Source organism: Micromonospora sp. NBC_01699 (assembly GCF_036250065.1).
In the GTDB taxonomy this organism is placed as follows: domain Bacteria; phylum Actinomycetota; class Actinomycetes; order Mycobacteriales; family Micromonosporaceae; genus Micromonospora_G.
This window is the reverse complement of sequence record NZ_CP109199.1, coordinates 5,529,266-5,549,947: the sequence shown is the minus strand read 5'-3', so window position 1 is coordinate 5,549,947 and position 20,682 is coordinate 5,529,266. Positions and strand designations below refer to the sequence as shown.

Annotated in this window: 17 protein-coding genes and 3 pseudogenes; 10 read left to right on the top strand and 10 right to left on the bottom strand. The window is 69.6% G+C overall.

Annotation, left to right across the window (positions count from 1 at the left end; translation table 11 throughout):
• The first annotated feature begins 13 nt into the window (after positions 1–13).
• Positions 14–757 (top strand): GntR family transcriptional regulator, encoded by a 744-nt coding sequence (locus tag OG792_RS22365; protein ID WP_329101914.1) that lies wholly within the window; start codon positions 14–16, stop codon positions 755–757.
• On the opposite strand, the gene OG792_RS22360 is transcribed toward OG792_RS22365, so the two are convergent.
• The gene (locus OG792_RS22360; protein WP_329101912.1) at positions 718–1,917 is read right to left on the bottom strand and encodes a CaiB/BaiF CoA transferase family protein; all 1,200 of its coding nucleotides are present in this window, start codon (positions 1,915–1,917) and stop codon (positions 718–720) included. The genes OG792_RS22365 and OG792_RS22360 overlap by 40 nt on opposite strands.
• Positions 1,914–2,909, bottom strand: a complete 996-nt coding sequence (locus tag OG792_RS22355; RefSeq protein ID WP_329101911.1) for an MBL fold metallo-hydrolase — start codon at positions 2,907–2,909, stop codon at positions 1,914–1,916. Before OG792_RS22355 ends, OG792_RS22360 begins: the two co-directional genes overlap by 4 nt.
• Before the next feature lie 66 nt (positions 2,910–2,975).
• Between OG792_RS22355 and OG792_RS22350 the strand changes: the two genes are divergently transcribed.
• Positions 2,976–3,797: an HpcH/HpaI aldolase/citrate lyase family protein gene (locus OG792_RS22350; RefSeq protein ID WP_329101909.1), complete on the top strand. Its 822-nt coding sequence runs from the start codon at positions 2,976–2,978 to the stop codon at positions 3,795–3,797.
• A 71-nt stretch (positions 3,798–3,868) separates the two neighbouring features.
• Positions 3,869–4,009, top strand: a pseudogene (locus OG792_RS22345) (transposase); the annotation flags it as partial.
• A 255-nt stretch (positions 4,010–4,264) separates the two neighbouring features.
• Here the strand turns inward: OG792_RS22345 and OG792_RS22340 are convergent.
• From OG792_RS22340 to OG792_RS22325, 4 genes are all read right to left on the bottom strand, one after another.
• A complete protein-coding gene (locus OG792_RS22340; protein WP_329111621.1) occupies positions 4,265–4,669 on the bottom strand; it encodes a hypothetical protein in 405 nt (134 codons plus the stop codon).
• Between the two features lie 322 nt (positions 4,670–4,991).
• Positions 4,992–5,738 carry a hypothetical protein gene (locus OG792_RS22335; RefSeq protein ID WP_329101907.1) on the bottom strand — a complete coding sequence of 249 codons (747 nt, stop codon included), beginning with the start codon at positions 5,736–5,738 and terminating at the stop codon, positions 4,992–4,994.
• Between the two features lie 31 nt (positions 5,739–5,769).
• Complete coding sequence (locus OG792_RS22330; protein WP_329101905.1) at positions 5,770–6,957, bottom strand: hypothetical protein; 1,188 nt, start codon at positions 6,955–6,957, stop codon at positions 5,770–5,772.
• 275 nt (positions 6,958–7,232) lie between these two features.
• Positions 7,233–7,976: an SDR family NAD(P)-dependent oxidoreductase gene (locus OG792_RS22325; RefSeq protein ID WP_329101903.1), complete on the bottom strand. Its 744-nt coding sequence runs from the start codon at positions 7,974–7,976 to the stop codon at positions 7,233–7,235.
• Between the two features lie 239 nt (positions 7,977–8,215).
• Here OG792_RS22325 and OG792_RS22320 point away from each other — a divergent pair, with 239 nt between their 5' ends.
• Positions 8,216–8,854 carry a TetR/AcrR family transcriptional regulator gene (locus OG792_RS22320; RefSeq protein WP_329101901.1) on the top strand — a complete coding sequence of 213 codons (639 nt, stop codon included), beginning with the start codon at positions 8,216–8,218 and terminating at the stop codon, positions 8,852–8,854.
• 199 nt (positions 8,855–9,053) lie between these two features.
• Here OG792_RS22320 and OG792_RS22315 read toward each other — a convergent pair.
• A pseudogene (locus tag OG792_RS22315) lies at positions 9,054–9,164 on the bottom strand (SDR family oxidoreductase); the annotation flags it as partial.
• A 23-nt stretch (positions 9,165–9,187) separates the two neighbouring features.
• Here OG792_RS22315 and OG792_RS22310 point away from each other — a divergent pair.
• The 5 genes and pseudogenes from OG792_RS22310 to OG792_RS22290 all read left to right on the top strand — a co-directional run bounded on the left by OG792_RS22310 (position 9,188) and on the right by OG792_RS22290 (position 14,831).
• Positions 9,188–9,745, top strand: coding sequence for a hypothetical protein (locus OG792_RS22310; protein WP_329101899.1), 558 nt, complete (start codon positions 9,188–9,190; stop codon positions 9,743–9,745).
• Entirely contained in the window at positions 9,742–10,383 is a 642-nt protein-coding gene (locus OG792_RS22305) for a hypothetical protein (RefSeq protein ID WP_329101897.1), read from the top strand. The genes OG792_RS22310 and OG792_RS22305 overlap by 4 nt, the downstream gene beginning before the upstream one ends.
• 138 nt (positions 10,384–10,521) lie before the next feature.
• Positions 10,522–11,253, top strand: coding sequence for a serine hydrolase (locus tag OG792_RS22300; protein WP_442932494.1), 732 nt, complete (start codon positions 10,522–10,524; stop codon positions 11,251–11,253).
• Positions 11,250–13,289 carry a transglycosylase domain-containing protein gene (locus OG792_RS22295; RefSeq protein ID WP_329101892.1) on the top strand — a complete coding sequence of 680 codons (2,040 nt, stop codon included), beginning with the start codon at positions 11,250–11,252 and terminating at the stop codon, positions 13,287–13,289. Before OG792_RS22300 ends, OG792_RS22295 begins: the two co-directional genes overlap by 4 nt.
• A 448-nt stretch (positions 13,290–13,737) precedes the next feature.
• A pseudogene (locus tag OG792_RS22290) lies at positions 13,738–14,831 on the top strand (IS701 family transposase).
• Between the two features lie 124 nt (positions 14,832–14,955).
• Here OG792_RS22290 and OG792_RS22285 read toward each other — a convergent pair.
• Positions 14,956–18,021: an AfsR/SARP family transcriptional regulator gene (locus OG792_RS22285; RefSeq protein ID WP_329101890.1), complete on the bottom strand. Its 3,066-nt coding sequence runs from the start codon at positions 18,019–18,021 to the stop codon at positions 14,956–14,958.
• 199 nt (positions 18,022–18,220) lie between these two features.
• Here OG792_RS22285 and OG792_RS22280 point away from each other — a divergent pair, with 199 nt between their 5' ends.
• Complete coding sequence (locus OG792_RS22280; RefSeq protein WP_329111364.1) at positions 18,221–18,955, top strand: AfsR/SARP family transcriptional regulator; 735 nt, start codon at positions 18,221–18,223, stop codon at positions 18,953–18,955.
• Between the two features lie 50 nt (positions 18,956–19,005).
• On the opposite strand, the gene OG792_RS22275 is transcribed toward OG792_RS22280, so the two are convergent.
• Positions 19,006–19,560 (bottom strand): hypothetical protein, encoded by a 555-nt coding sequence (locus OG792_RS22275; protein WP_329101888.1) that lies wholly within the window; start codon positions 19,558–19,560, stop codon positions 19,006–19,008.
• A 39-nt stretch (positions 19,561–19,599) separates the two neighbouring features.
• Positions 19,600–20,547, bottom strand: a complete 948-nt coding sequence (locus OG792_RS22270; protein WP_329101886.1) for a hypothetical protein — start codon at positions 20,545–20,547, stop codon at positions 19,600–19,602.
• Between the last annotated feature and the right edge of the window lie 135 nt (positions 20,548–20,682).

Genomic DNA, 20,682 nt, shown 5'->3' with positions numbered 1-20,682 from the left:
TCGAGGACCGCCCATGACGCCGGCACGACGCACCGCCGCGCCAAGCCAGGCCACCGCACCGAGCCAGGCCACGCCGTCCCGGCAGGGCAAGGCGCCGACGAAGCGCGACCGCATCGCGGCAGAACTGCGCCGGATGATCAGCGAGGGCGAGCTGCCCCGCGGCAGTCGCATCCAACAGGATGTGCTGGCCGCGATGTTCGACACCAGCATCACCCCGGTCCGTGAGGCGCTGCGGCTGCTGGAGGCCGAGGGTGTGCTGGTCGGCGAGCCACACAAGGGTGTGCGGGTCGCCGACGCCGACTTCGAGCAGGTCAAGACGGTCTATCTGATGCGCAGGCTGCTGGAACCCTACGCGATGCAGCGGGCCGCCCGGCGGCTCTCCCCGCGCGACATCGACCTGGCCGAGCGACTCGTCGAGGAGATGGAGCAGGCCGCGGCCGAAGGCGACCGGGCCCGGCTCAACGCGACCAACTACCGGTTCCACTTCCTGTTCTACGCCAACTGCGGCAACGAGGGTCTCACCAACGAAATCGAGCAGCTCTGGCAGAAGTTTCCCTGGGATGTACTACAGGTGCTCGACGACCGCGCGGAGGAGACCTCCAACGAGCACCGATCGATGCTTGCCGCGGCGCGCCTCGGTGACGGCGCCGCGCTGGCCAAGGCGACCGAGTGGCACCTCGCCCGCAGCTTCCTCGCACTGGGCCGGCACCTGACGGGTCAGCGGATCGCCGACCCGTTCGACGTCGACAACGACTGAGCCGGCGACACCGGCTCCGCCAGTTCGTCCAGCACTTCGCCGGTGTGTTCCCCCAGCGCCGGCACTCGCCGGCCGCCTGGCGGCTCCGGCGTGCGGTGCAACGGTGAGGTCACCACCCGCACCGCCCGGCCGGAGGGCAGTGTGGCCTCCGACCAGCGACCGGTCGCCTGCGCCTGCGGATGCGTCAGCACCTCACCGATCTGGTTGAGCCGTGCGTAGGGCACGTCGGCCTTCGTCAGCCGGGTGATGACGTCCTCGGCGGACAGCAAGCCGAGCCGTTCCTGCACGGTGCGTTCGGTCAGCTCGCGATGGCGGACCCGCGCGGTGTTGGAGGCGAACGCGGGCTCGTCGAGCAACGTCGGATCGTCGAGGACGACGAGGCACAGCCGTTGCCACTGGCCCTCGTTCTGTACGGCGATCAGCACATCCTGGGCATCTGCGGTGCGGTACGGGCCGTAGGGGGCGATGCTGGCGTGCCGTAGGCCGGCCGGTGGCGGCGCGGATCCGCTGTGAAGCTCGGCGAGCAACAGCGGACTCATCCACTCCAGGAGCACGTCGAACAGCGCGATGTCCAGCCGCTTGCCGACGCCGGTGTGCTCACGGGCGTACAGCGCGGCGAGGATCGCGGCCAGCGCGTAGGTCCCGCCGGCGAGGTCGGCCAGCGAGACACCGGGTTTGGCCGGTGCTTCCGGGGTGCCGGTGGCGGTGATCGTGCCGGCCTCCCCCTGCACCAGCGCATCGTAGGCCTTGCGGCCGGCGTAGGGGCCGGTGTCGCCGTAGCCCGAGAGGTAGCAGCGGATCAGCCGCGGGTTGAGTACGGTGAGCTCGGCGTCGGGCACGATGCGCTCCATCGCACCCGGCGCGAGGTTGCACACCAGCACGTCGGCCTGGGCCAGCAGGGCGCGCAGCGTGCGCCGGCCGGATTCGCTCTTGAGATCGAGCACGACGCTGCGCTTTCCCCGGTTGAGCCACACGAAATGGGTCGCCTCGCCATACACGGCCTCGTCGTAGCCGCGGGCGAAGTCTCCCTCGCCGGGCCGTTCGATCTTGATCACATCGGCGCCGAGGTCGCCAAGGTGCCGCGAGCACAACGGCGCCGCGACCGCCTGCTCGACCGCAACCACCCGGACGCCGGTGAGGTCACCGCCGCGCGCGGTCATCGGGCACCGAACTGGAGCACGGTGCCGACCGCCGGCTGCACGTAGTTGCCGGACAGCTCGGTGGACAGCGTCGCGTGGGTGCGCAGGCCGCTGCAGTGCATCGGCATCACGGTGGCGACCTCCAACTCGCGTAACGCCTGCGCGGTCAGCGCCACGTTCTCGGTGGGTGTGGTCGGGAAGCCCAGATGGAACCCGCCCATCACGGCCCGGACCGGTTTGTCGCCACAGACCGCACGGGCCTGCGCGACCGTGTTGATGACGCCGGCGTGTGCGCAGCCAGTCAGAACCACCAGCCCGGCGCCGCGTACGTCGATGACGAGGCCCATCTCGTCCATCACCTCGTCCCGGCGCAGCTTCCCCAGCGCGGAGACCTGGTAGAGCCCGGGATCCCCGGGCTTGAATGCCGGCGCGGCACCGGCCTCGAAGCCGACCGTGCGGGGGATCTCACCGGTGGTGTGCAGTCCCCAGCCGAGGTCGAGCGGATCCTTCGTCAGCACCGGCACGCCGCCGGACTTCTCGACCTCGCCGAAGCCGAACGCAGCGTTGTAGACCGGTGAGGTGCGCCCGTCACCCATCACCGCGTACCTCGGCAGTTCCGCGTCCTCGTGGGTGGCGACCGGGATGCGCCGCTCCGCCAGGGAGAGGAACGTGTGGATGCCGCCGAAGTGGTCGGGGTGTCCGTGGCTGATGACGACGTGGTCGACGCTGGTGGGGTCGACACCGAGCACCTTCATGTTGTGCGCCAGGACCGTGCCGGTGAGGCCGACGTCGAAGAGCACCCGGGTGGTGTGCCGGCCGCGCGTGGCCTCGACCAGGAAACTGATGCCGTTCTCTGCCTGCGGCGGCACCCGCTTGGGGTCGAAGTGCTCGATCAGGCCGTAGCGGCTGACGCAATGGTCGTCCGCACCAGCCGGGCTCGCCTGGTCCGGCAGGAGCATGTCGACCTGATTCTCGACGAGCACCGTGATCGTGACGCTGTCAGCTTCAAACATGAGGACAAGTTACATGACCAACCGTCACAATGCATCATCCTGTTTTTTGTGTGTGATGATGTTTCCGTGACCCCTCGTTCTCACCTCTACGTCCCCGCCGACCAGCCGCGATTCCTGCGCAGCGCGGCGCGATCAGCGACCGACGCGTTGATCCTCGACCTCGAAGACGCCGTCGCTCCGGCCAACAAAGACGCCGCCCGGTCGGCCGCGGCAGACTTTGCCGCCGCCCGTCCCTCGGGCTCCGGCTGCGAGCTATGGGTACGAGTCAACGAAGGAGCCCGCGGCCAGCGGGATGCGGCCACCGTCCTCGCCTCCGGCAACGTCGACGGGATCTGGCTGCCCAAAGCCACCCCCGGCGACGACCTCGACGCGATCGCCGCCATCGTGGCCGAGGCCGGTGCCGCCCTCGGCCTGCTGGTCGAGAGCGCCGCCGGCCTCGTCGCGATCGGGGGACTGGCGGCCCACCCGGTCGTGCGGCGCCTGCAACTCGGCGAGGTGGACCTGCGGGCCGACCTCGGCATGCCACCCGACACCGGCGACCACCTGCTCGACTGGGCCCGCGGACTCACCATCGCGCATGCCGCCGCGCACGGCCTGACCTGCGTCGCCCCTGTCTCTGCCCGGATCACCGACCCGGACGGCTTCGCGACATCCAGCCGGCACCTGCGCGATCTCGGGTTCCGCGGCCGCGCCTGCGTACACCCGACCCAGGTCGCCGTCGCCAACGAGATCTTCGGCGCCGACCCGGCCCGGCTCGCCGACGCCCACGCGCTGCTCGACCGCTTCGAACAGCAGCAGGCCAACGGCAACGGCGCGTTCCGCGACGCCGACGGAACCATGGTGGATGCGGCGACCGTGCGCCAAGCCCGCGAACTGACGGGTCGCTGAGACCTACTATCCAAGATCGCCGAAAACACCGTTAGCGAGACACCCCACGCCTCGGGACGCCGATCGTTCTTGTGTGGGACATCCTGAACACCCACGTCAGTGTGACGATGCGGGCGTTGATCGCGGCCCGGGACTGGCTGACCGTGATCCGGCTACCCGCGTACGCCCCGGACCTCAACCCCACCGAAGGCGCCTGGGCGCACATGAAACGAGGTCTGGGAAACCTGACCGTCCGAGGCGTCGACCACCTCGCCCAGGTCGTGAAACAGCGGCTACGACAGATCCAACACCAACCCGACCTCATCGCCGGCTTCCTCGCCCAGACCGGCATGACCCTCGAACCCGAACCGGCTGGCCGTGAAGACCTCAGCCTTTCAACTTCTGTAGCCACTCCTGCGCGTACATGGCCGGATTGCTGGTGCTGCCGACGAGCACACACCCGTCCTTCAATGGGTGGAGCAGCATCTCTACCACGCCGCCACTTCCTCCCAGCCCGGACCATTCGGATCCGCCACCCCGAACACCGCCGACCGGCTGGCACTGACGTCCACCGCCGCCCGAAACCGCACCCGCAGCGGAGCAGGCCGATACAACCGCCGCCGCATGGGACTACTCCGCACCCGGCCCAGCACGTCAACAGCCAGCTTGGACGCCACGTCGTTCAAGTCGATGTCGTCACCGCCCTCGACACGACGCCACAACACCCGACCCAACGACGGAACAAACATCCCGAGCAGGGCATCCACTACCGCCAATACCACCACCAACAATGGCTTGCCCTCTGCTTTCTGAGACCAGGCCGCCACCACAGCCGTCACCCCGAGAGGCAGGGCAAACAGGACCAAGCGGCCCCAGGTCCTTCGCCAGAACATGAGAAGACCGTACGACCCGCCTCCAAATGATCAACAGCGTGCAAGCATCCGCTCATCGGCCGTGTGCCGCCGGTTCGCCCGCTACCGTCACGTCGGGTCGTTCGTGAGCTTCAGACACCGGCCGTCGCCTCCACTGTCGACCCCGTACACACTTGCCGACGCCGATGGCTGCTATGTACGTGCTGGCGTACATGGCTGTGCACGGGGGTTCGTACCCCGACAGCTGCTGCCGCCCATGACCGACCGCACGTACGACTGGCGCTGACGGCGCGGGCAACCGTGCCGGCTCACCAGTACGCCCTGCCAGGCGACTTGCGGGTTCTCAATCTATTTGTCGTCCGCGATGTAGGGCTCTGCGTGTCGTGAAGTTGATCATCCCGGCCCGCGGTGGTCCACTCGCGCCCAGGCGATGGTCCAGAGCCTCGCCCAACCTGTTGCCGCAAACGTCTTCGAGACGTTCAGAGACGACGAGGCGGTGCTCCCCGGCGCGCCACGGGTGGATCGGGATGAGCCGCGCCGCGGTTCCGTCCGGTGCGAGTGACACACGCGTCTGGACGGCCTCTCCTGAAGGGGCCAGTACTCCGATCTCTTCCTCGCAAAGGGCGGCGTCCATAACCCTGTCGAAGTGCACGACGGCGGGATCGAGGCTCCCCACTGTTGGGGTGACGAGACGCCAGCGGGTTTCGTCGACCGCCTCCAGGACTGGATCGCTTACGCGGAACGTATGGCGCGTTGTCTGTCCGAGCGCCGTGAGGACAAGGCTGTGGGTCCGCCCGACGACAAGCGCCGGCTTGTGAGATGGGTCCGTTCCCAGACCGCGTTTGATCCTTCCTGGCTCCATCAGGACTGTCAGACGGCGCCCGTCAACGGACCAGAGTTCTTGCGACAGGACGAGGAAGGGGTCACGCACCGCCTGTTCCTCCTCGGTCAGCAGCCAGAGGTGATCACGATCGAAGTGCGCCTCTGCTGATCTCGGAAAATGTATGTAGAAACGCAGGGTGTTGGCGGGGAGGACCGTGGCTTGAGGAGAGATGTGGATCGGCACCTCAGGGGAAGTTCGGATCCGCATCTCTGGCGTCCTCAAAGCTCAAACCTGCCGCTCACGCCGACAGCTTGTACGGGCTCTCGGCGCCCGGGAAATCCATTTCCACCCAGATTTTGTCCAGCCGTGCGGGCATCGGGGCGACCATCAGGGTCTCCAGCGTCAGATCGCCGGTGTCGGCGTAGCGGGTCAGCGAGACGAAGAAGCGGTCGCTGAACAGATCCGCCCGCAGCGACGATCCGACCAACAGCACCTGCTTGCCGACCGGCCCGGCCGGCATAAAGGGGGATTGGTCCAGCATCGGGCCCGGGGCCGGCCGGTTCTCGGGGGTGAAACCTTCGGCGGAGCGGATCCCGGACAGCGGGACCACCATAGGGCCGCGGCCGACATTGGTGATGAACAGCTTGTCCCCCTCCCCGTCACGGTAGGCGACCATGCTGATGGGCTGGCCGTTGCCCATGTCACCGATTGTCTTGCCCCTCACCTGCGCGCCTTGCTTCAGCTCCGAGACCGGAATGGTGACAAGCGGGCTGCACGCATAGGCGGCGATCAGCGTGTCCTCGCCATCAATATCGGCGAACTGCATGGCCCGGATCGGCGCACGCGTTTCATACTCGCCGTGGGCGACGTGGTAGATCTCCAGTTGGGTCTCGCTGGCGGCCCCGGTGAACGGGTAGGGGATCCGCCGCAGGGTGGAGGAGAACTCCTGGTTCGAGACGCCGGCGACGAACACCTCTCCGGCGTGAAACTTCAGATCCACGATCGTCATCGATCGCAGCGGCGTGCGCGCCTTATCCTCGAAGAAGGCCGCCGGCGGCAATGGGAAAATGCCGGCCCGCGACTTGAAGGTCTTGCCCTCGTCGGGAACGTCGGACAGCCGGTGCACCGTCACTTCCGACGATGAGAGCTGGAACGGGCGGACCTCGCCGGCGAGCGAGACGCGCACGACCGCAGGCTCCAGGCGATCGGCGTTGCGCACGCCGACTGACAGGTATGGCTCGCGCGTCACTGGGTGGACGGCCATCCCGTTGAACACCAGGCTCTTTGCCGTTACGCCCAGCGCCACGGCGATCTTCTCGTCGATCGACTCGAAGAGGAAGGGATCCAGCGAGGCCGGCGTCTGCCCGCGGTCCGTCTCGAAGGCGAAGACGGCCCCGAGCTTGCTGTCGCCTACAAAGAGGACCCCGTCGGGGCTGAAGGTCAGAGCTCCCGCCGATTGCGGGGTGACTTGGTCAATCGTGTTCATCATGCTCTCCTCGCCGCTCTCCGCGGCTGTTAGATGGAGTTGGAAATATCGCGCCTGACAGGAGTCATATCGCGGACATCCACCTGGCTACCGGACCTGGGCCTACCTCAAGCTCCAGAACGAGTCGCCGATCGACGCTCGACAGACGCTTGGACATCGAAGACGGATGGTATCGATGGGGCCGGGCTGAAATCGGCCCAGAGACTCGTTCATCTGGGAAACGGCTGGCCTGTCGAGACAGACCAGGCGGTCTGATCATCGCCCTGGAAGTCGAATCAGAGGGCCATTCCTCCGTCAACCGCGATGCTCGCGCCGTGGATGTAAGACGCCTCCTCGGAGGCCAGGAAGACCACGGCAGCGGCAATTTCCGCGGGCGTGCCGACGCGGTCGGCCGGAGTCCCCTTGGAGAAGCTGTGGACGGCCTCGCCGAACACCCTCTGCGAACCCTCGGTGAGCACCGCGCCGGGGCTGACCTCGTTGACCCGGACGCCGCTGGGGCCGAACTCGGCCGCCCACGACTTGGTGAGCAGGGCCACGGCGGCCTTGGAGGAGCCGTAGATCGCCGGGCCCACCGCGCCCTTGCCCGCGAATGCGGTGGTGAGGTTGATGATGGCACCGTGCCCGCGCTCGGCCATCGGCGGAGCCAGCGCCGCGACCAGGAAGTACAGAGCCTTCACGTTGAGGTTGTACGTCGCGTCGAAGTCGGCCTCCGTGAGTTCGGCGGTCGGTCCGAGTATGTAGATGCCCGCGCTGTTGACGAGGATGTCGACCTCACCGGCCAGCGCGACCGCGTCGGCGGCCAGGGCCTTGGCGCTGGCGGCATCGTGCAGGTCGGCGGCGATGAAGTCGGCCTTGCCGCCGGCGGCCCGGATCTCAGCGACGGCGTTGTTGCCGCGCTCGACGTCGCGGCCGGTGATCAGGACCCGGGCGCCGGAGCCGGCCAGCTTGTCGGCGATGACGCGGCCGATGCCCGAGGTCGATCCGGTGATCAGGGCGGTCTTGCCGGTGAAGTCACTCACGCTCGTACTCTCCCAAATTTGTGGTCAAACAGCTCAATCTTCCCTGATCAGGGCAGACGGCATGTCTGTTACGTGAGACGAGGAGGCGGTCCGGTCCCTATGTAGGCCCGGGCCATCCTGGCTGGCATGTCCACCAACGCCCCGTTTGTGTAGCGTCCGGTATAAAAACCGACGCCGTTAATGTAGCGCTCACTATCCAATCTTGTCCAGTAGGGGGGCGGCGGCGATAGGATGACGTCATGACCACGCCTGACCTGGAGAAGCCCGTTGACGGGTTCCCCTTGTCGCGGAAGCGCAGTCGGGGCCGGCCGCGGGCGTTCGATCTCGACGAAGCGGTCGATCGCGCCCTTGAGCTGTTCTGGCGCCAGGGCTACGCGGCGACGACGGTCGCTGACCTCACCGCCGCGATAGGGATCAATCCGCCGAGCCTGTACAAGGCGTTCGGGTCAAAGCAGGAGCTGTTCGAGCGTGTAGTGCAGCGTTACGCCGAGCTGAACGGCCGTGTCGTCCAGGTGGCGCTCGCCTGTCCCGACGTCGAGTCGGTCGTCCGTCAATTCCTGACCGGAGTCATCGAGAGCGCCACTGAGCCGGACTGCCCCGTGGGATGCCTCACGATCCAAGGCGGCACCGCCTGCCGCGAGGGTGAGCATGAGGTCACCGACCTGCTGGCCGCTCTGCGCCGCGCCACCCAAGATGCGCTGGAGCGTCGGTTCGCACAGATGAAAGCTGAGGGCGCCCTTCGCGCTGACCAGAGTGCCAGTGCTCTTGCCCGCTATGTCGCCACCGTTGGTCAAGGGCTCGCCGTGCAGGCAGGCGGCGGTGCCACTCGGGAGGAACTGATGGCTGTCGTCGAACTCTCGGTCAGAACAGTGGCGTAGTCCTCTTCCGGAAGCTCAAGCCGACGACCGGCCAGACGGGCGCCGGCATGTGACAGACAACAGCAATGTTGACCCAGCGGGTCAGGACCGGGTAGTCCGCGTGATGGACGAGGTCGAGACTCTCCGCCGGGCCTTCCTGATGTTGGTGCGGACGGACGAGCACCGTCCCCCCGTACAGAGCTCATGTCTGGGTGGCCTCTCAGATCAGGTCGAGGCCGCCGTCGACGGTCAGGATCTGGCCGGTGAGCCAGGTGCTGGCGGGGTCGGCGAGGCGGAGGATCCAGGTCGCCACCTCGTTCGGTTCGCCGCGGAGATCTGGAATGATGGCTGGCCATGGCGGTCGGGTCGGGCGGCGGCGGGCAACGTGCCCGGCTCGTCGCCGTCCTCACCGGTCTGAGCGCCGCCCTCGTGGCGATGCTCGCGATTCTCACAAATCTGGCGACCGGCGCGATCCCGGAGCCACTGCGACGGTGGACAAGCGATCCGGCGTGGATGTGGGGAACGACGGCAGTTCTGCTCGTCGCCGTCGTCGTGGTCGCCGTGCGGCTCGTCTACCCGCCGGCCGCAGCGGAGAAGGCCGAAAACCTGAGCCTTCACCGCCTGCCCGCAGTATGCGACGCCGATCCCCTGGTGCTCGGCATCAAGCCGGCTGTGGGCGCCGACATCGCTGGACTGCCAGCCTATGTGTCTCGTGACCGCGACGACGACTTGGAGTGGGCGCTCGCCGAGAGTGGGATCGTGCTGCTTCAGGGCCCGGCCGCGGCGGGCAAGAGCCGGTCGGCCTACGAGGCGCTGCGGTGCTACCAGCCTCATTATCGACTTCTGGTGCCGTCGCGGCCCGAGGAACTGCGGCGGCTGGGCCCGCTCCTGGGGCCGACGAAGGCGTCGTGATCTGGCTCGACGACCTGGAGCAGTACCTTATTCCACTCGGCCTCGACGAGGGCGTCCTGAGGGAGCTGGCGCCGGACGGACGGCGAGACGTGGTCGTGCTGGCGACGATCCGTGACGAGGAGCTGGCCCGGCTGCAGTGGACGTACCTGCACGGTGAGGCGCCGGCCGAGGTGCGGGCCGCGGCCCGCCTGATCGCCCGGATCGACGCACGGCGGCGCGTTGCCGTGGGCCGGTATCTGAGCACGGTCGAGCGGGACGCCATCACGGATCCGGACGCCGACCCGCGGGTGGCCGACGCGTTGGCCTCGTCCTTCGGATTCGCGGAATATCTGGCCGCCGGTCCGGGAATGATGAGTCGGTCACCAGGAGTGGGGCTACCTCTTCGACCTTGCTGCGCCCCCAGATCCAGGCCACAGCAAGGTCGGCGGCGTCCTCCCATGGACGCTCCGGGTGGTCATCGGGTACCCAGGCTGCCGCTTGTAGATGCGTCGAGGGGTGTAGTTCGACCACTGGACGCCCAGTGGGCGTCGAGGACGTCGTCGGTGGCCGGTCGCGGGGGACGCACCTCCACGAGCACGGCGGGGTCGGCGGAAGACAAGGCAGAAGCGAATCTTCATCGGATCTTAGGCAACGGCTGATCCGGTTGCCGGAGTTTATGAGGTGTGCACGAAGAAGGACCGACGCCCGAGGGCGGGCCGAGCGCCCGACCCCGCCGACGGGGGAAGAGCCGCCTCCTGACGGCGGCGGCCGTCTCAGCGGTGCTTTTGGTGACGGGCATGGTCGTGGGCCTGCCCCGGTGGCGGGCGGCCGATCAGGTCACCGACGCCGACCCGGGATGGTCCGCCTGGGCACTGCTCGACCGGAAGACCCTGGCGGTGACCGGTTCCGGTAACGCGGCGAGCCCCAACCGGGTCGAGTTCATGGTCGCGGTCTGGATTGCCGCCGACAACCTGCGCCGGCTGACCGAGCGCGGTTTCCAACCCAACGCCGCCGAACTCGTCGCGCTCTCGTCGGTGCTCAGGTACGGCGACGACCAGGCAGCGCAGACGTTCTACCGGCGAAACGGCGGAGACCAGATCATTCAACGCCTGATCGACCTCTGTGGCCTGGCCGAGACGGCGATCCGCCCGGGGTGGTGGTCGCTGACCGAGATGTCGTCGAACGACGCCGTACGGATGGGCGCCTGCATCGCCGACGGGCGGGCCGCCGGCCCCCGATGGACGGAGTGGGTGCTCGACGAGATGCGGCAGGTCCCGAGGGAGGAGCGGTTCGGCATTGTCGCGTCCCTCCCCGCGAACCAGCAGGGCGCGGTCGCGATGACCAACGGCTGGACGCTGCACGTGAACGAGGGGCTGTGGGTGGTGAACTGCCTGGCAATCGCCGACAACTGGGTCCTCGCCGTGCAGACCCGCTACCCGCAACGGATCGGCGACCTCGGCTACGGGGCGAAGACCTGCGCCGACATCGCCCGGCAGGTGCTGCCCCGAATCCTGGGCGGGGCGAGTTGACCGGCGGGATCGCCACCACCCTCGCCGTGGCGCGACGCGTCGGCCGGTCTGGCCTGCTCGGGTTGCGTCGGCTGGTCGCGCGGCGCTGGCTACGGTGGACCGCAGCGACCGTGGTGCTGCTGATCCTCGCGGCCGGTGGGGTGGTGGCGGCGTACGTCGCCTCCGTACCGCTGCCGAAGGAGCCGACCGTGGTGCAGGCCTCGGTCCTCTACTACCGCGACGGGAAGACCATCCTGGCCCGGGTCGGGATCTCCGACCGTACCGACGTGACCCTGGACCGGATCCCGCTCGCGGTACGCCGGGCGGTGCTCGCCGCCGAGGACCGCAGCTACTACGACCACGTCGGCGTCTCGCCCCGGGGAGTGCTGCGGGCGGTCTGGGCGAACCTGTTCAGCGGTTCCTCCGAGGGCGCCTCGACCATCACCCAGCAGTACGCGCGCAACGCGTACCTGACCCAGGACGTCACCGCCGAACGCAAGGCCAAGGAGTTCGCCCTCGCGCTCAAAGTGGAACGGAAGTATACAAAGGACGAGATCCTCCAGCGCTATCTGAACACCATCTACTTCGGACGCGGGGCGTACGGCATCCAGGCGGCGGCCGCCGCCTACTTCGGCATCCCGGTCGAACAGCTCACCCTCACCCAGGGTGCGGTGCTGGCCAGTCTGATCAAGGATCCATGGGCGTTCGACCCGGCGGTGGACCCGGTCGGCGCGCGGGACCGGTGGCGTTGGCTCGTCCGGTCGATGGAGGCGCTCGGCTGGGCCGACCCCGGCACCGCCGACGGGGCGTACCCGGTGGTCACCGACCGGTCGCCGAACCGGCAGGCACTGAGCGGGCCGCTGGGCCTCGTCGCCGACGCGGTCGAGAACGAACTCGTGGCGAAGGGCATCTCCCGACAGGTGCTCCACGCGGGCGGGCTGCAGGTGGTGACCACCCTCGACGTGACCGCCCAGCGGGCCGCGCTCGACCGGGTCGAGAAGGCGCTGATCGAGCAGCCGTTCGGGCTCCAGGCGGCGCTGGTGGCCCAGGACCCGGCCACCGGTGGCGTGCGGGCGTACTACGGCGGGGAACGGGGCAGCGGTTACTTCGACTACGCGCGGGCGCCCCGGCCGGTGGCGTCGACGTTCAAGCCGGTGGTCCTCGCGGCCGCGCTGGAGGCCGGCATCTCGTACGACACTCGCTGGAACGGCAGCAGCCCGCGAATCTTCAAGGACCGGTTCGGCGTGCCCCTCCACAACCCGAACAACTTCCAGTGCCCGGACTGCACCCTGGAGTTCGCGCTGACGCAGTCGCTGAACACACCGTTCTACGCCGCCGCGCAGAAGATCGGGCCGGACAAGGTTCGCAGAATGGCAACCAGCCTCGGCGTCCCCGACAGGTACGGCAACCAGCGCACCCTGGTCGACGCGAAGAACGAGCCGGCCGCCGGACGTACCCGGGCTGACATCGCCCTCGGTCGCTACCCGGTCGCGCCGGTTGACCTGGCCGGCGTCTACGCCACCCTCGCCTCCGGCGGCACCTACAGCGAGCGGCACTTCGTCGACTCGGTGGCGGACGGCGAAGGACGCCGCTACTACTCGGCCACACCTCGCCGTAGCCGGGCGGTGAGCCAACAGGTCGCGGCCGAGGTCGGTCGGGCCATGGCCATGGCGTTGGACTCCCGGCTCCCGGCCGGCGAGCTGCCGATCCCGCTCCCGCCGGTCGGCAAAGCGCCGCAGCGGCCCGCGCTCGCCGAGCCCGCCGCCAACCGCCCGGAGCCGGACCGGCCCGCCGCCGGCATTCCTGGCAGCCAGATCCTTGGCGACGGCCCGGACACCCAGGACGCGTGGATGGCCGGCTACACCGCCCAACTCGCCACCGTCGTCTGGGTCGGCCACACCAACCCCGGACCGGTACGCGGCATGGCCGGCAAACCGATCACCGGAGACGGCCTGCCACTGACCCTCTGGCGGGACTTCCTTACCGACGCGCTCGCCGGCCAACCAGCGAACCCACTCCCGTCGGCGAACTCCGGTGGACATCGCGTCACCCGATGACCGACAGGCTGAGCGCACACGCGGTGGCCCGACGCACTTGACCCCCACCCTTGTGGGAGGGAGTGCGGAGCCCCATGCGTCCGTCGACTGGGGTCTACACGGTTTCGGCGTTCGGGTGTATTCGACGGGTGCGACCGGCGTGCGGTCCGTCGTCATCGGGGAGGCGACGCGCGTGGAGCGGAAGCGAGCCACAACGGAACAGGTTGACCCGGTAGCTGCCCGATCGAGGGGGTGGCCAGTGCCGGTGGGGTCGTCACACCACGGGCGTTTAGCTTAGTACTCCAGCCGCGTTTGGTGAATTGAGCGTTCTCGCAGCTCAGTGCCGGTTCTAGCTCGGCGGACGGAGACGAAGCTATCAGATGCGCGTCGATGTTCCCGGCGGGGAGGCTGGTGCTGTCGCACGGCGTGTCTGCTGCCTCTGTTCGAGGACCAGCCATCTTCTCTGCTTGTGTTGATCGACGAAATTGCCGATTGGTCGTCGGGTCTGGATGACCTGGTGGCACGGTTCGCGCACCGATTCGGGCGGGCTGAGCCTCGACGGCAGGCCCGTAATTACCTGCTCGGACTGCTGTCGCCCCTGGCAGACAAGAACGGCTGGACCCTCGCGGAAGCCGCCGGGGACAAGACCCCGGACCGGATGCAACGGCTGCTGAACAAGGCTGATTGGGATGCGGACGCCGTCCGCGATGACCTGCGTGGTTACGTCAGCGACCAGTTGGGCGCACCCGATGGTGTGCTGGTGGTCGACGAGACGGGGTTTCTGAAGAAGGGTGTGAAGTCGGCCGGGGTGCAACGCCAGTACTCGGGCACCGCCGGGCGGACCGAGAACTGCCAGCTCGGTGTGTTCCTGGCCTACGCCACCACCAACGGCCGCACGTTGATCGACCGAGAGCTTTACCTGCCGCGCGGCTGGTGCGACGACCAGGCCCGCCGCGAAGAGGCAGCGATCGGCACATCGGTTACGTTCGCCACGAAACCCGTATCTGGCTACAGGAACGCAAGGTCGGTTACGTCCTGGCCGTACCGCGCAGCCAGAGGGTCCCCACCGACACGGGCAGCGCCCGCGCGGATTTCCTCGCCGCCCAGGCCCCGACCCTGGCGTGGAGACGACGTAGCTGCGGCGACGGTGTGAAGGGCCCGCGCCTGTATGACTGGGCGGTCGCGTCCCTGCCCGATACCGGTACCGCCGGTCATGGGTTCACCCGGTGGCTACTGATCCGCCGCAGTGTCACCAGACCAGACGACCTGGCGTACTACCTCTGCCACGGCCCCACCGGCACCGGGGACGAGGAACTGATCCGGGTCGCGGGCACCCGGTGGGCGATCGAGGAATGCTTCCAGACCGCGAAGAACGAGGTCGGTCTCGACCACTACCAGGTACGCCGCTACGACGCCTGGTACCGGCACATAACACTCGTTATGGTCGCCCACGCCTACCTCGCCGTCACCGCCGCCCACGCCGAAAAAGGGGGGCCGAACCCGCCCGGCGGGGACTCATCCCGCTTACCCTCGGCGAGGTCCGCCGTCTCCTGGCACACCTGATCACCCGGACTCGACCACTCGACCAGATCTATCGATGGTCATCGTGGCGACGCCGCCACCAATACCGAGCCAAAGTCAGCCACTACCAGCGAAGACTCCGAAACCAGCAGATGCGGCTGGAGTACTAACGGACCCGGAGCAGCGGCTCGGGCTCGGCGTCGCCGAGCAGCGCCCGGGCCTGCCGGGCCAACAGGTGGTGTTGGGCCGCGCGGGCGAGCTGTTCACCGATCCGGGCGTGGCTCGCCGCCTCCCGTTGCCTGCCGGCCTCTCGGTACGCGCCCGCCAGACCGATGTGTGCGTTGACCTCGGCACGGCGGTAACCGATCTCGCGGCCCAGCCGCAACGCCCGGTGCAGCAGCTCAAGCGCCGGAGCCGGACCGTGCAGGCCGAGCGCGACGGCGCCGAGGGTGGCCAGAGCCTCCGCCTCGACCCGCCGTCGACCGATCGCGCGGGCGATGCTCAGGCACTCCTCGGCGAGGCGCTGCGCCTTGGCGTGGTAGCCGAGGTCGACGTACGCGGCGGCGAGCTGGTCGAGATCCGTCGCGGCGCCGTACCGGTTGCCCACCTGGCGCCGGATAACCACCGCGCGGGTCAGGTGCAACACCGCCAGGCTGGGCCGGCCGAGCGCGCGCAGGCCGACGGCGAGGTTGTGCAGAACGTTCGCGATGTCGTCGAGCGGCTGCTCGGCCACGTCGAGGGACATGTACCCGTCCAGCGCCGCCTGCTGGGCCTGGACCGCGTCGGGCACCTGGTCCAACTCCAACTGGACGACACTGAGGTTGCTCAGGCAGTTCCACTCGGCGTGCCGCCTGCCCAACTCGCGGTAGAGCCGCAACGCCTGCGCGTAGCACTCGCCCGCCTCGGTCAGCTGGCCCTCCTCCCGGTGCACGATGCCGAGATTGTTGAGAATGGACGCCTGCCCGGCGCGGTTGCCCAGACGCAGCTGGATGGTCAGTGCCGTGTTGAACCGCCGCCGGGCGTCGGCGTAGTCGGCCCGGCTGGCGCTCAGTGTCGCCAGGCTCGACTGCATCGCGGCGGCCCCGTGGGCGTCGCCCTCCCGCTGGGCCTGGGCCAGACCCAGCTCGACGACCGAACGCCATTCCCCATGCGCTCCGGTCTCCTGAAGGTAACCGCGCATCCGGTCGGCCAGTTGCCAGGCGATCTCGCGTGGGCCGTGCTGTGCCGCGTGCCGGATCGCGGCGAGCAGGTTGGCGTACTCGGCGTGGAACCAGTTCGGTGGCTCCGGCTGCCCGGCCTCCGCGGCGACCCGGACCGGCCCGGCGGGTCGGGGCAGGAACACCATTCGGGGATAACTGCGCCGTGCCAGCGTGTCGGCGGTGGCCAGGTACCCGTGGAACAGCCGGCCCAGGGCCTCGGTGCGCTGGGCGGGAGTGTCCTCGACCCGGGACTGCTCCGCCGCGTACAGGCGGATCAGGTCGTGCGTGACGAACCGACCGCCCCGGGCGGGGCGTACCAGATGGCTGCTGGCCAGGGTGCGCAGCACCGCGTCCGCCGCGGGCCAGTCGACGTCCGTGAGCGCCGCGAGGTCTGCCGTGGTGAAACAGTCGGTGGGTGTCGACCCGAGGAGCCTCAGCGCTCGCCGCTCCGCGTCGCCGAGCACCTGGTACGACGGTGCGATCGCTGCGCGCAGCGCCACTCGCGGGTCGCCTGGCACCGAGAGGCCGCCGAGCCGGTCGCCGTCGCGCAGTCGCCGCACGTACGCGCGGGCGTCCGTCGGGCCGGACATGGCCAGGTTGGCTGCCGCGATCCGCAACGCCAGGGGGAGGTTTCCGCAGAGCGCGGCAAGGTCATGCACGACATCCGGTGCGACGGTGATCGCGTGGTCCTGGAACACCGCGGTGAGCAGGCCGACCGCAGCCTCCGGGCTGAGCGGGTCCAGACCAACGGCACGCCCGCCGTGCAGCGCTACCAGAGCGCCGAGCGTGCTGCGGCTGGTCACGATCACCGCGCAGCCGCCGGCGCCGGGCAGGAGCGGCTCGACCTGCTCCGCCGAGGCGGCGTCGTCCAGGACGATGAGGACGCGACGGCCGGCGAGAGCCGCCCGTAGCGCGGCGGCCCGGGCGTCGGCCGTGACGGGTTGGGCCGCACCGCGCACGCCCGAGTAGGTGAGCAGCTCGGACAGAACGTCGAGGGGGCGGGCCTGCACCTCCTGCTGGCCGCGCAGCCGGATGTACCACTGGCCGTCGGGGAATTCGTCGGCGAGCTGGTGACCCAGGTGAACGGCGAGGGCGGTCTTGCCGACGCCCGGTGCACCCGAGACGGACACCAGGGGCAGGCGTCCTTCCCTGATGGCGGTGACGATGGACCGCCGGACGGCCTCGACCGTGTCGGCGCGACCGTGCAGCACGCCGGCGTCGGCCGGGAGCTGGAACATCGGTGGTGCCGCCGGGGTGGCCGTGGCGGTCGCCGGGGGTGGTCGCCAGCTCAACGCGGGGTCGGCATGGAGCACGCCGTCGCGCAGCTCGCGCACCTGCGGCCCGGGGTCGACGCCCAGCTCCTCGACGAGGATCGCGGCGAGCCGTTGGAAGGCGTCGAGGGCTTCGGCCTGCCGCCCGCTGCGATACAGCGCGAGCATCAGCTGCGCCCAGAGCCCTTCGCGCAGCGGGTTGTGCCGGGTCGCCCGACGCAGCTCCGCGATGATCTCGGTGTGCCGGCCGAGGGTGAGCTCGGTGTCGAAGTAGACCTCGGTGGCGCGCGCCCATCGCTCGGCCAACGCCGGCACGTCCTCGCGGTGCAGCACCTCGGAGTCGACGTCGCCCAGCGGGTCGCCGCGCCACAACGCGAGGGCCTCCCGGAGCAGGTCGGCGCGGCGTTGCGGGTCGGCGGTCAGGCCACCCGCCACAAGCGCGTCGAAGCGGGAGAGGTCGAGGGCGGCCGGGGGCAGCTCAAGGACGTAACCATTGGCTCGCGTCGCGATCAGCTCGCCCGGGTGGTCCTCGACGGTCAGGGTGCGGCGCAGCCGCCGGACCAGCGAGTGCAGTGCGGCGCGCGCGTGCGCGGGCGCCCGGGTGCCCCAGACCCGATCGACGAGGGCGGCGACGCTCACCGTCTCACTCCGGTTGAGCAGCAGCGTGGCCAGCAACGCCCGTTGCCGGTTGGCCGGGACGGTGATCGTGCGGTCGTGTCGGGAGACGCGCAGCGTGCCGAGCACGGCGAAATCCCACTCCACGACCGCCCCCAGCGTCGGGCCGACCAGACACCTCACGACGCCGGCCGAGAGCGACGGTAACACGACGGTCCGACATGGAGCTGCGGCATTAAGACGCGGGTGACCGCCCAGGGGTGGGTCCGTGACAGCGCGATGACAGCGCTTTGGCGACGCCCGCTGCGACGGTTCTCTCGGCGACGAGGAGGAGCAGGTGACGCAGATGGACTTCCGCATCCTGGGGCCGATCGAGGCCGTCCGGGCCGGTCAGCCAGTACGCCTGGCCGGCCCGCAGCAGCGCTCGGTACTGGCCGCGCTGCTGCTCGCACGCGGGCGGATGGTGTCGGTGCATCGGTTGGTACGCCTGCTCTGGGCGGAGCAGCCGCCCGCGACCGCGCGTACCCAACTGCGCAAGCGGGTCTCCGAACTGCGCGCGGCGCTCGGCGCCGACCGGATCCGGTCCTGGCGGGACGGTTACGCGGTGCGGTTGGAGTCGGGTGAGCTGGACCTCGACCGGTTCCTCGACGAGGTGCGGCGAGCCGCCGTGCTCCGCGACGCGGGACGACCCGCCGAGGCGTCGACCGTGCTGGCCGCGAGTCTCCGGCGGTGGCGTGGGCCGGCGCTGGCTGACGGCACCGACGAGCTGATCGACGCGGAAGCGCCGCAACTGGAGGAGGCGCGCCTCGCCGCCATCGAGGAGCGGATGGCCGCGCAGTTGGACCTGGCTCACTTCCCGCAGGTGATCGGCGAACTGGTCACGTTGGTGCGCCGTCACCCGTTCCGGGAGCGGCTGCGCGGCCAGCTGATGGTGGCCCTGCACGGCAGCGGCCGTACCGCCGATGGCCTGGGTGTGTACCGGGACTGGCGCGCGGAGCTGTCGGCGCAGCTCGCCATCGAGCCGGGGCGTGAGCTACGCGACCTGCACCGTGCCCTGCTGTCCGGGGATGTTCCCTGCTGAACACGTGGTGGTGCCGGGCGGGGGCTGGATGGCCCCCGCCCGGCTGGCCGTTATATGCAGGAGACGCCCCAGTAGTGCGAGCTGATCTGATTGTCGGCGGCGGTGCCGTCGTTGAACACCTGCCAGCCGAGGGTGAAGTCGGCCCAGGAGTCGCCGCGAGAGAGGCACATGCTGCCACCGCTCAAGAACGTCCCGGTGTGCATGCGTACCGAGTCGTAGCTGTGGGGGACTCCGTTATTCCAGACCGACGTGGCGATGTTGTCGAAGCCGTAGTCGCCGCCGCAGTCCCACTGGCCGGTCGTGCCGGCGCCGCCCGGGTTGATCCAGTTACTCGCGTTGCCCGCCCACGCGCACCAGCGGCCCCCCCAGTAGGCGTGCTCGTAGGCGTAGAAGTAGCCGTCGGCCGCTGCCGCCGCCCGCGCGCCGTCCTGTGGGATTCTCCGGGGCAGATCGACCCGTTCGGCCCGGCCGTCGCGGTCGGAGGGTGCGGCCTGGCTGGCTGACCCGGACAGCCCGGGTTGGGCCGGGGATGCGGCCGCCGGTGCGCCGGCCAGCAGCGTGGCGAGCATCGCGCCCCCCGCCATGACCAGGTGGATATGTCTCATCTCGTCCTCCTTCTCGCCGGGCGACCATCGCCTCGGCGTTCATTCGTGCTCGGCGGCGACCACGGCCCGGGCCCGGGGGAGCGCCCCGTGCTCCAGCCGGTTCCTGGCGGCCACGTCCTTGTGGTACGTCGCCGTCAGCTCGTCGCCGTGGCGGGCGTCCAGCGCCCGTGCCGTCGCGGCGAGGCCACCCTGGGCGCACCGCGCCTCGGCGACCGCTGCGGCGATCTCGTCCGCCCGCCCGCGGGTGGCGACGCTCTCCCGCAGCCGCTCGGGGGAGTCAGCGGCGTACCCCTGCTGCCGCAGGCACCGCGCCCACGGCCGCAGCGCGGCCGTCCAGGCGGGATCGGCGAGCACCCGCCGCTGCCGCAGGTACGACAGGTCGGCCACAACCTTGCTCGACCGGTACCACTCGGTCAGGTCGCCGTAGAGCCGACGCTGCGCCTCGGAGGTGCATCCCTCGGCGCTGCGCCGCATCACGCCGCCGGAGGGGAGGCGCGCCTCCAGGCCCTCCGGCCGGGCGCCGTTGAGCGCGGCGAGGACCGCCTCCCTGCGCTCGGGGGACAGGCCGCTGACGTAGCGCTGGTTGGGGTCGGTGAGCCGGCGGGCGTCAACGGCCTCCACCAGGTCCGAGCCGAAGCCGTGTTTCCGCGCCCACGCGACGTCGTCGACGATGTACGGGAAGGAGCGCAGCTCATCTGCCGGTGGCGACGGGACCAGCCACATCTGGAATCCCGCGCGGGTCACGCAGTCCCGGGTGAGGAGTGATTCGGCGCGGTCCAGAATCCGCCTCTCCTCGGCCGTGACGGGTCCGGCAGGGGCCGGGTCGTACGACGGCGTGCGGGTCGACGCCGGGCCGGTCGACGTCGAGCCGGACCGGGCTCCGGCGATCGACGACGCGGCCAGTGGCAGTGCCATGGCGAGGGCGGCGATGATGACGATCGCCTTCCGCCCGTGCCCAGGTGCTCCGGGTGTTCTGCGTACTCGCATGGGGCGAGCAGATCAGTGCCGCGTTCCTTTTCCGTACCGTCGGCGTACCGCGTGCGCCTGGTCTCGCCAACATTCGCGGTGCGGCGAACGGCAGCCTCGTACACCTGTGGGGATGCAGCGGCCCCGGCAACCAGA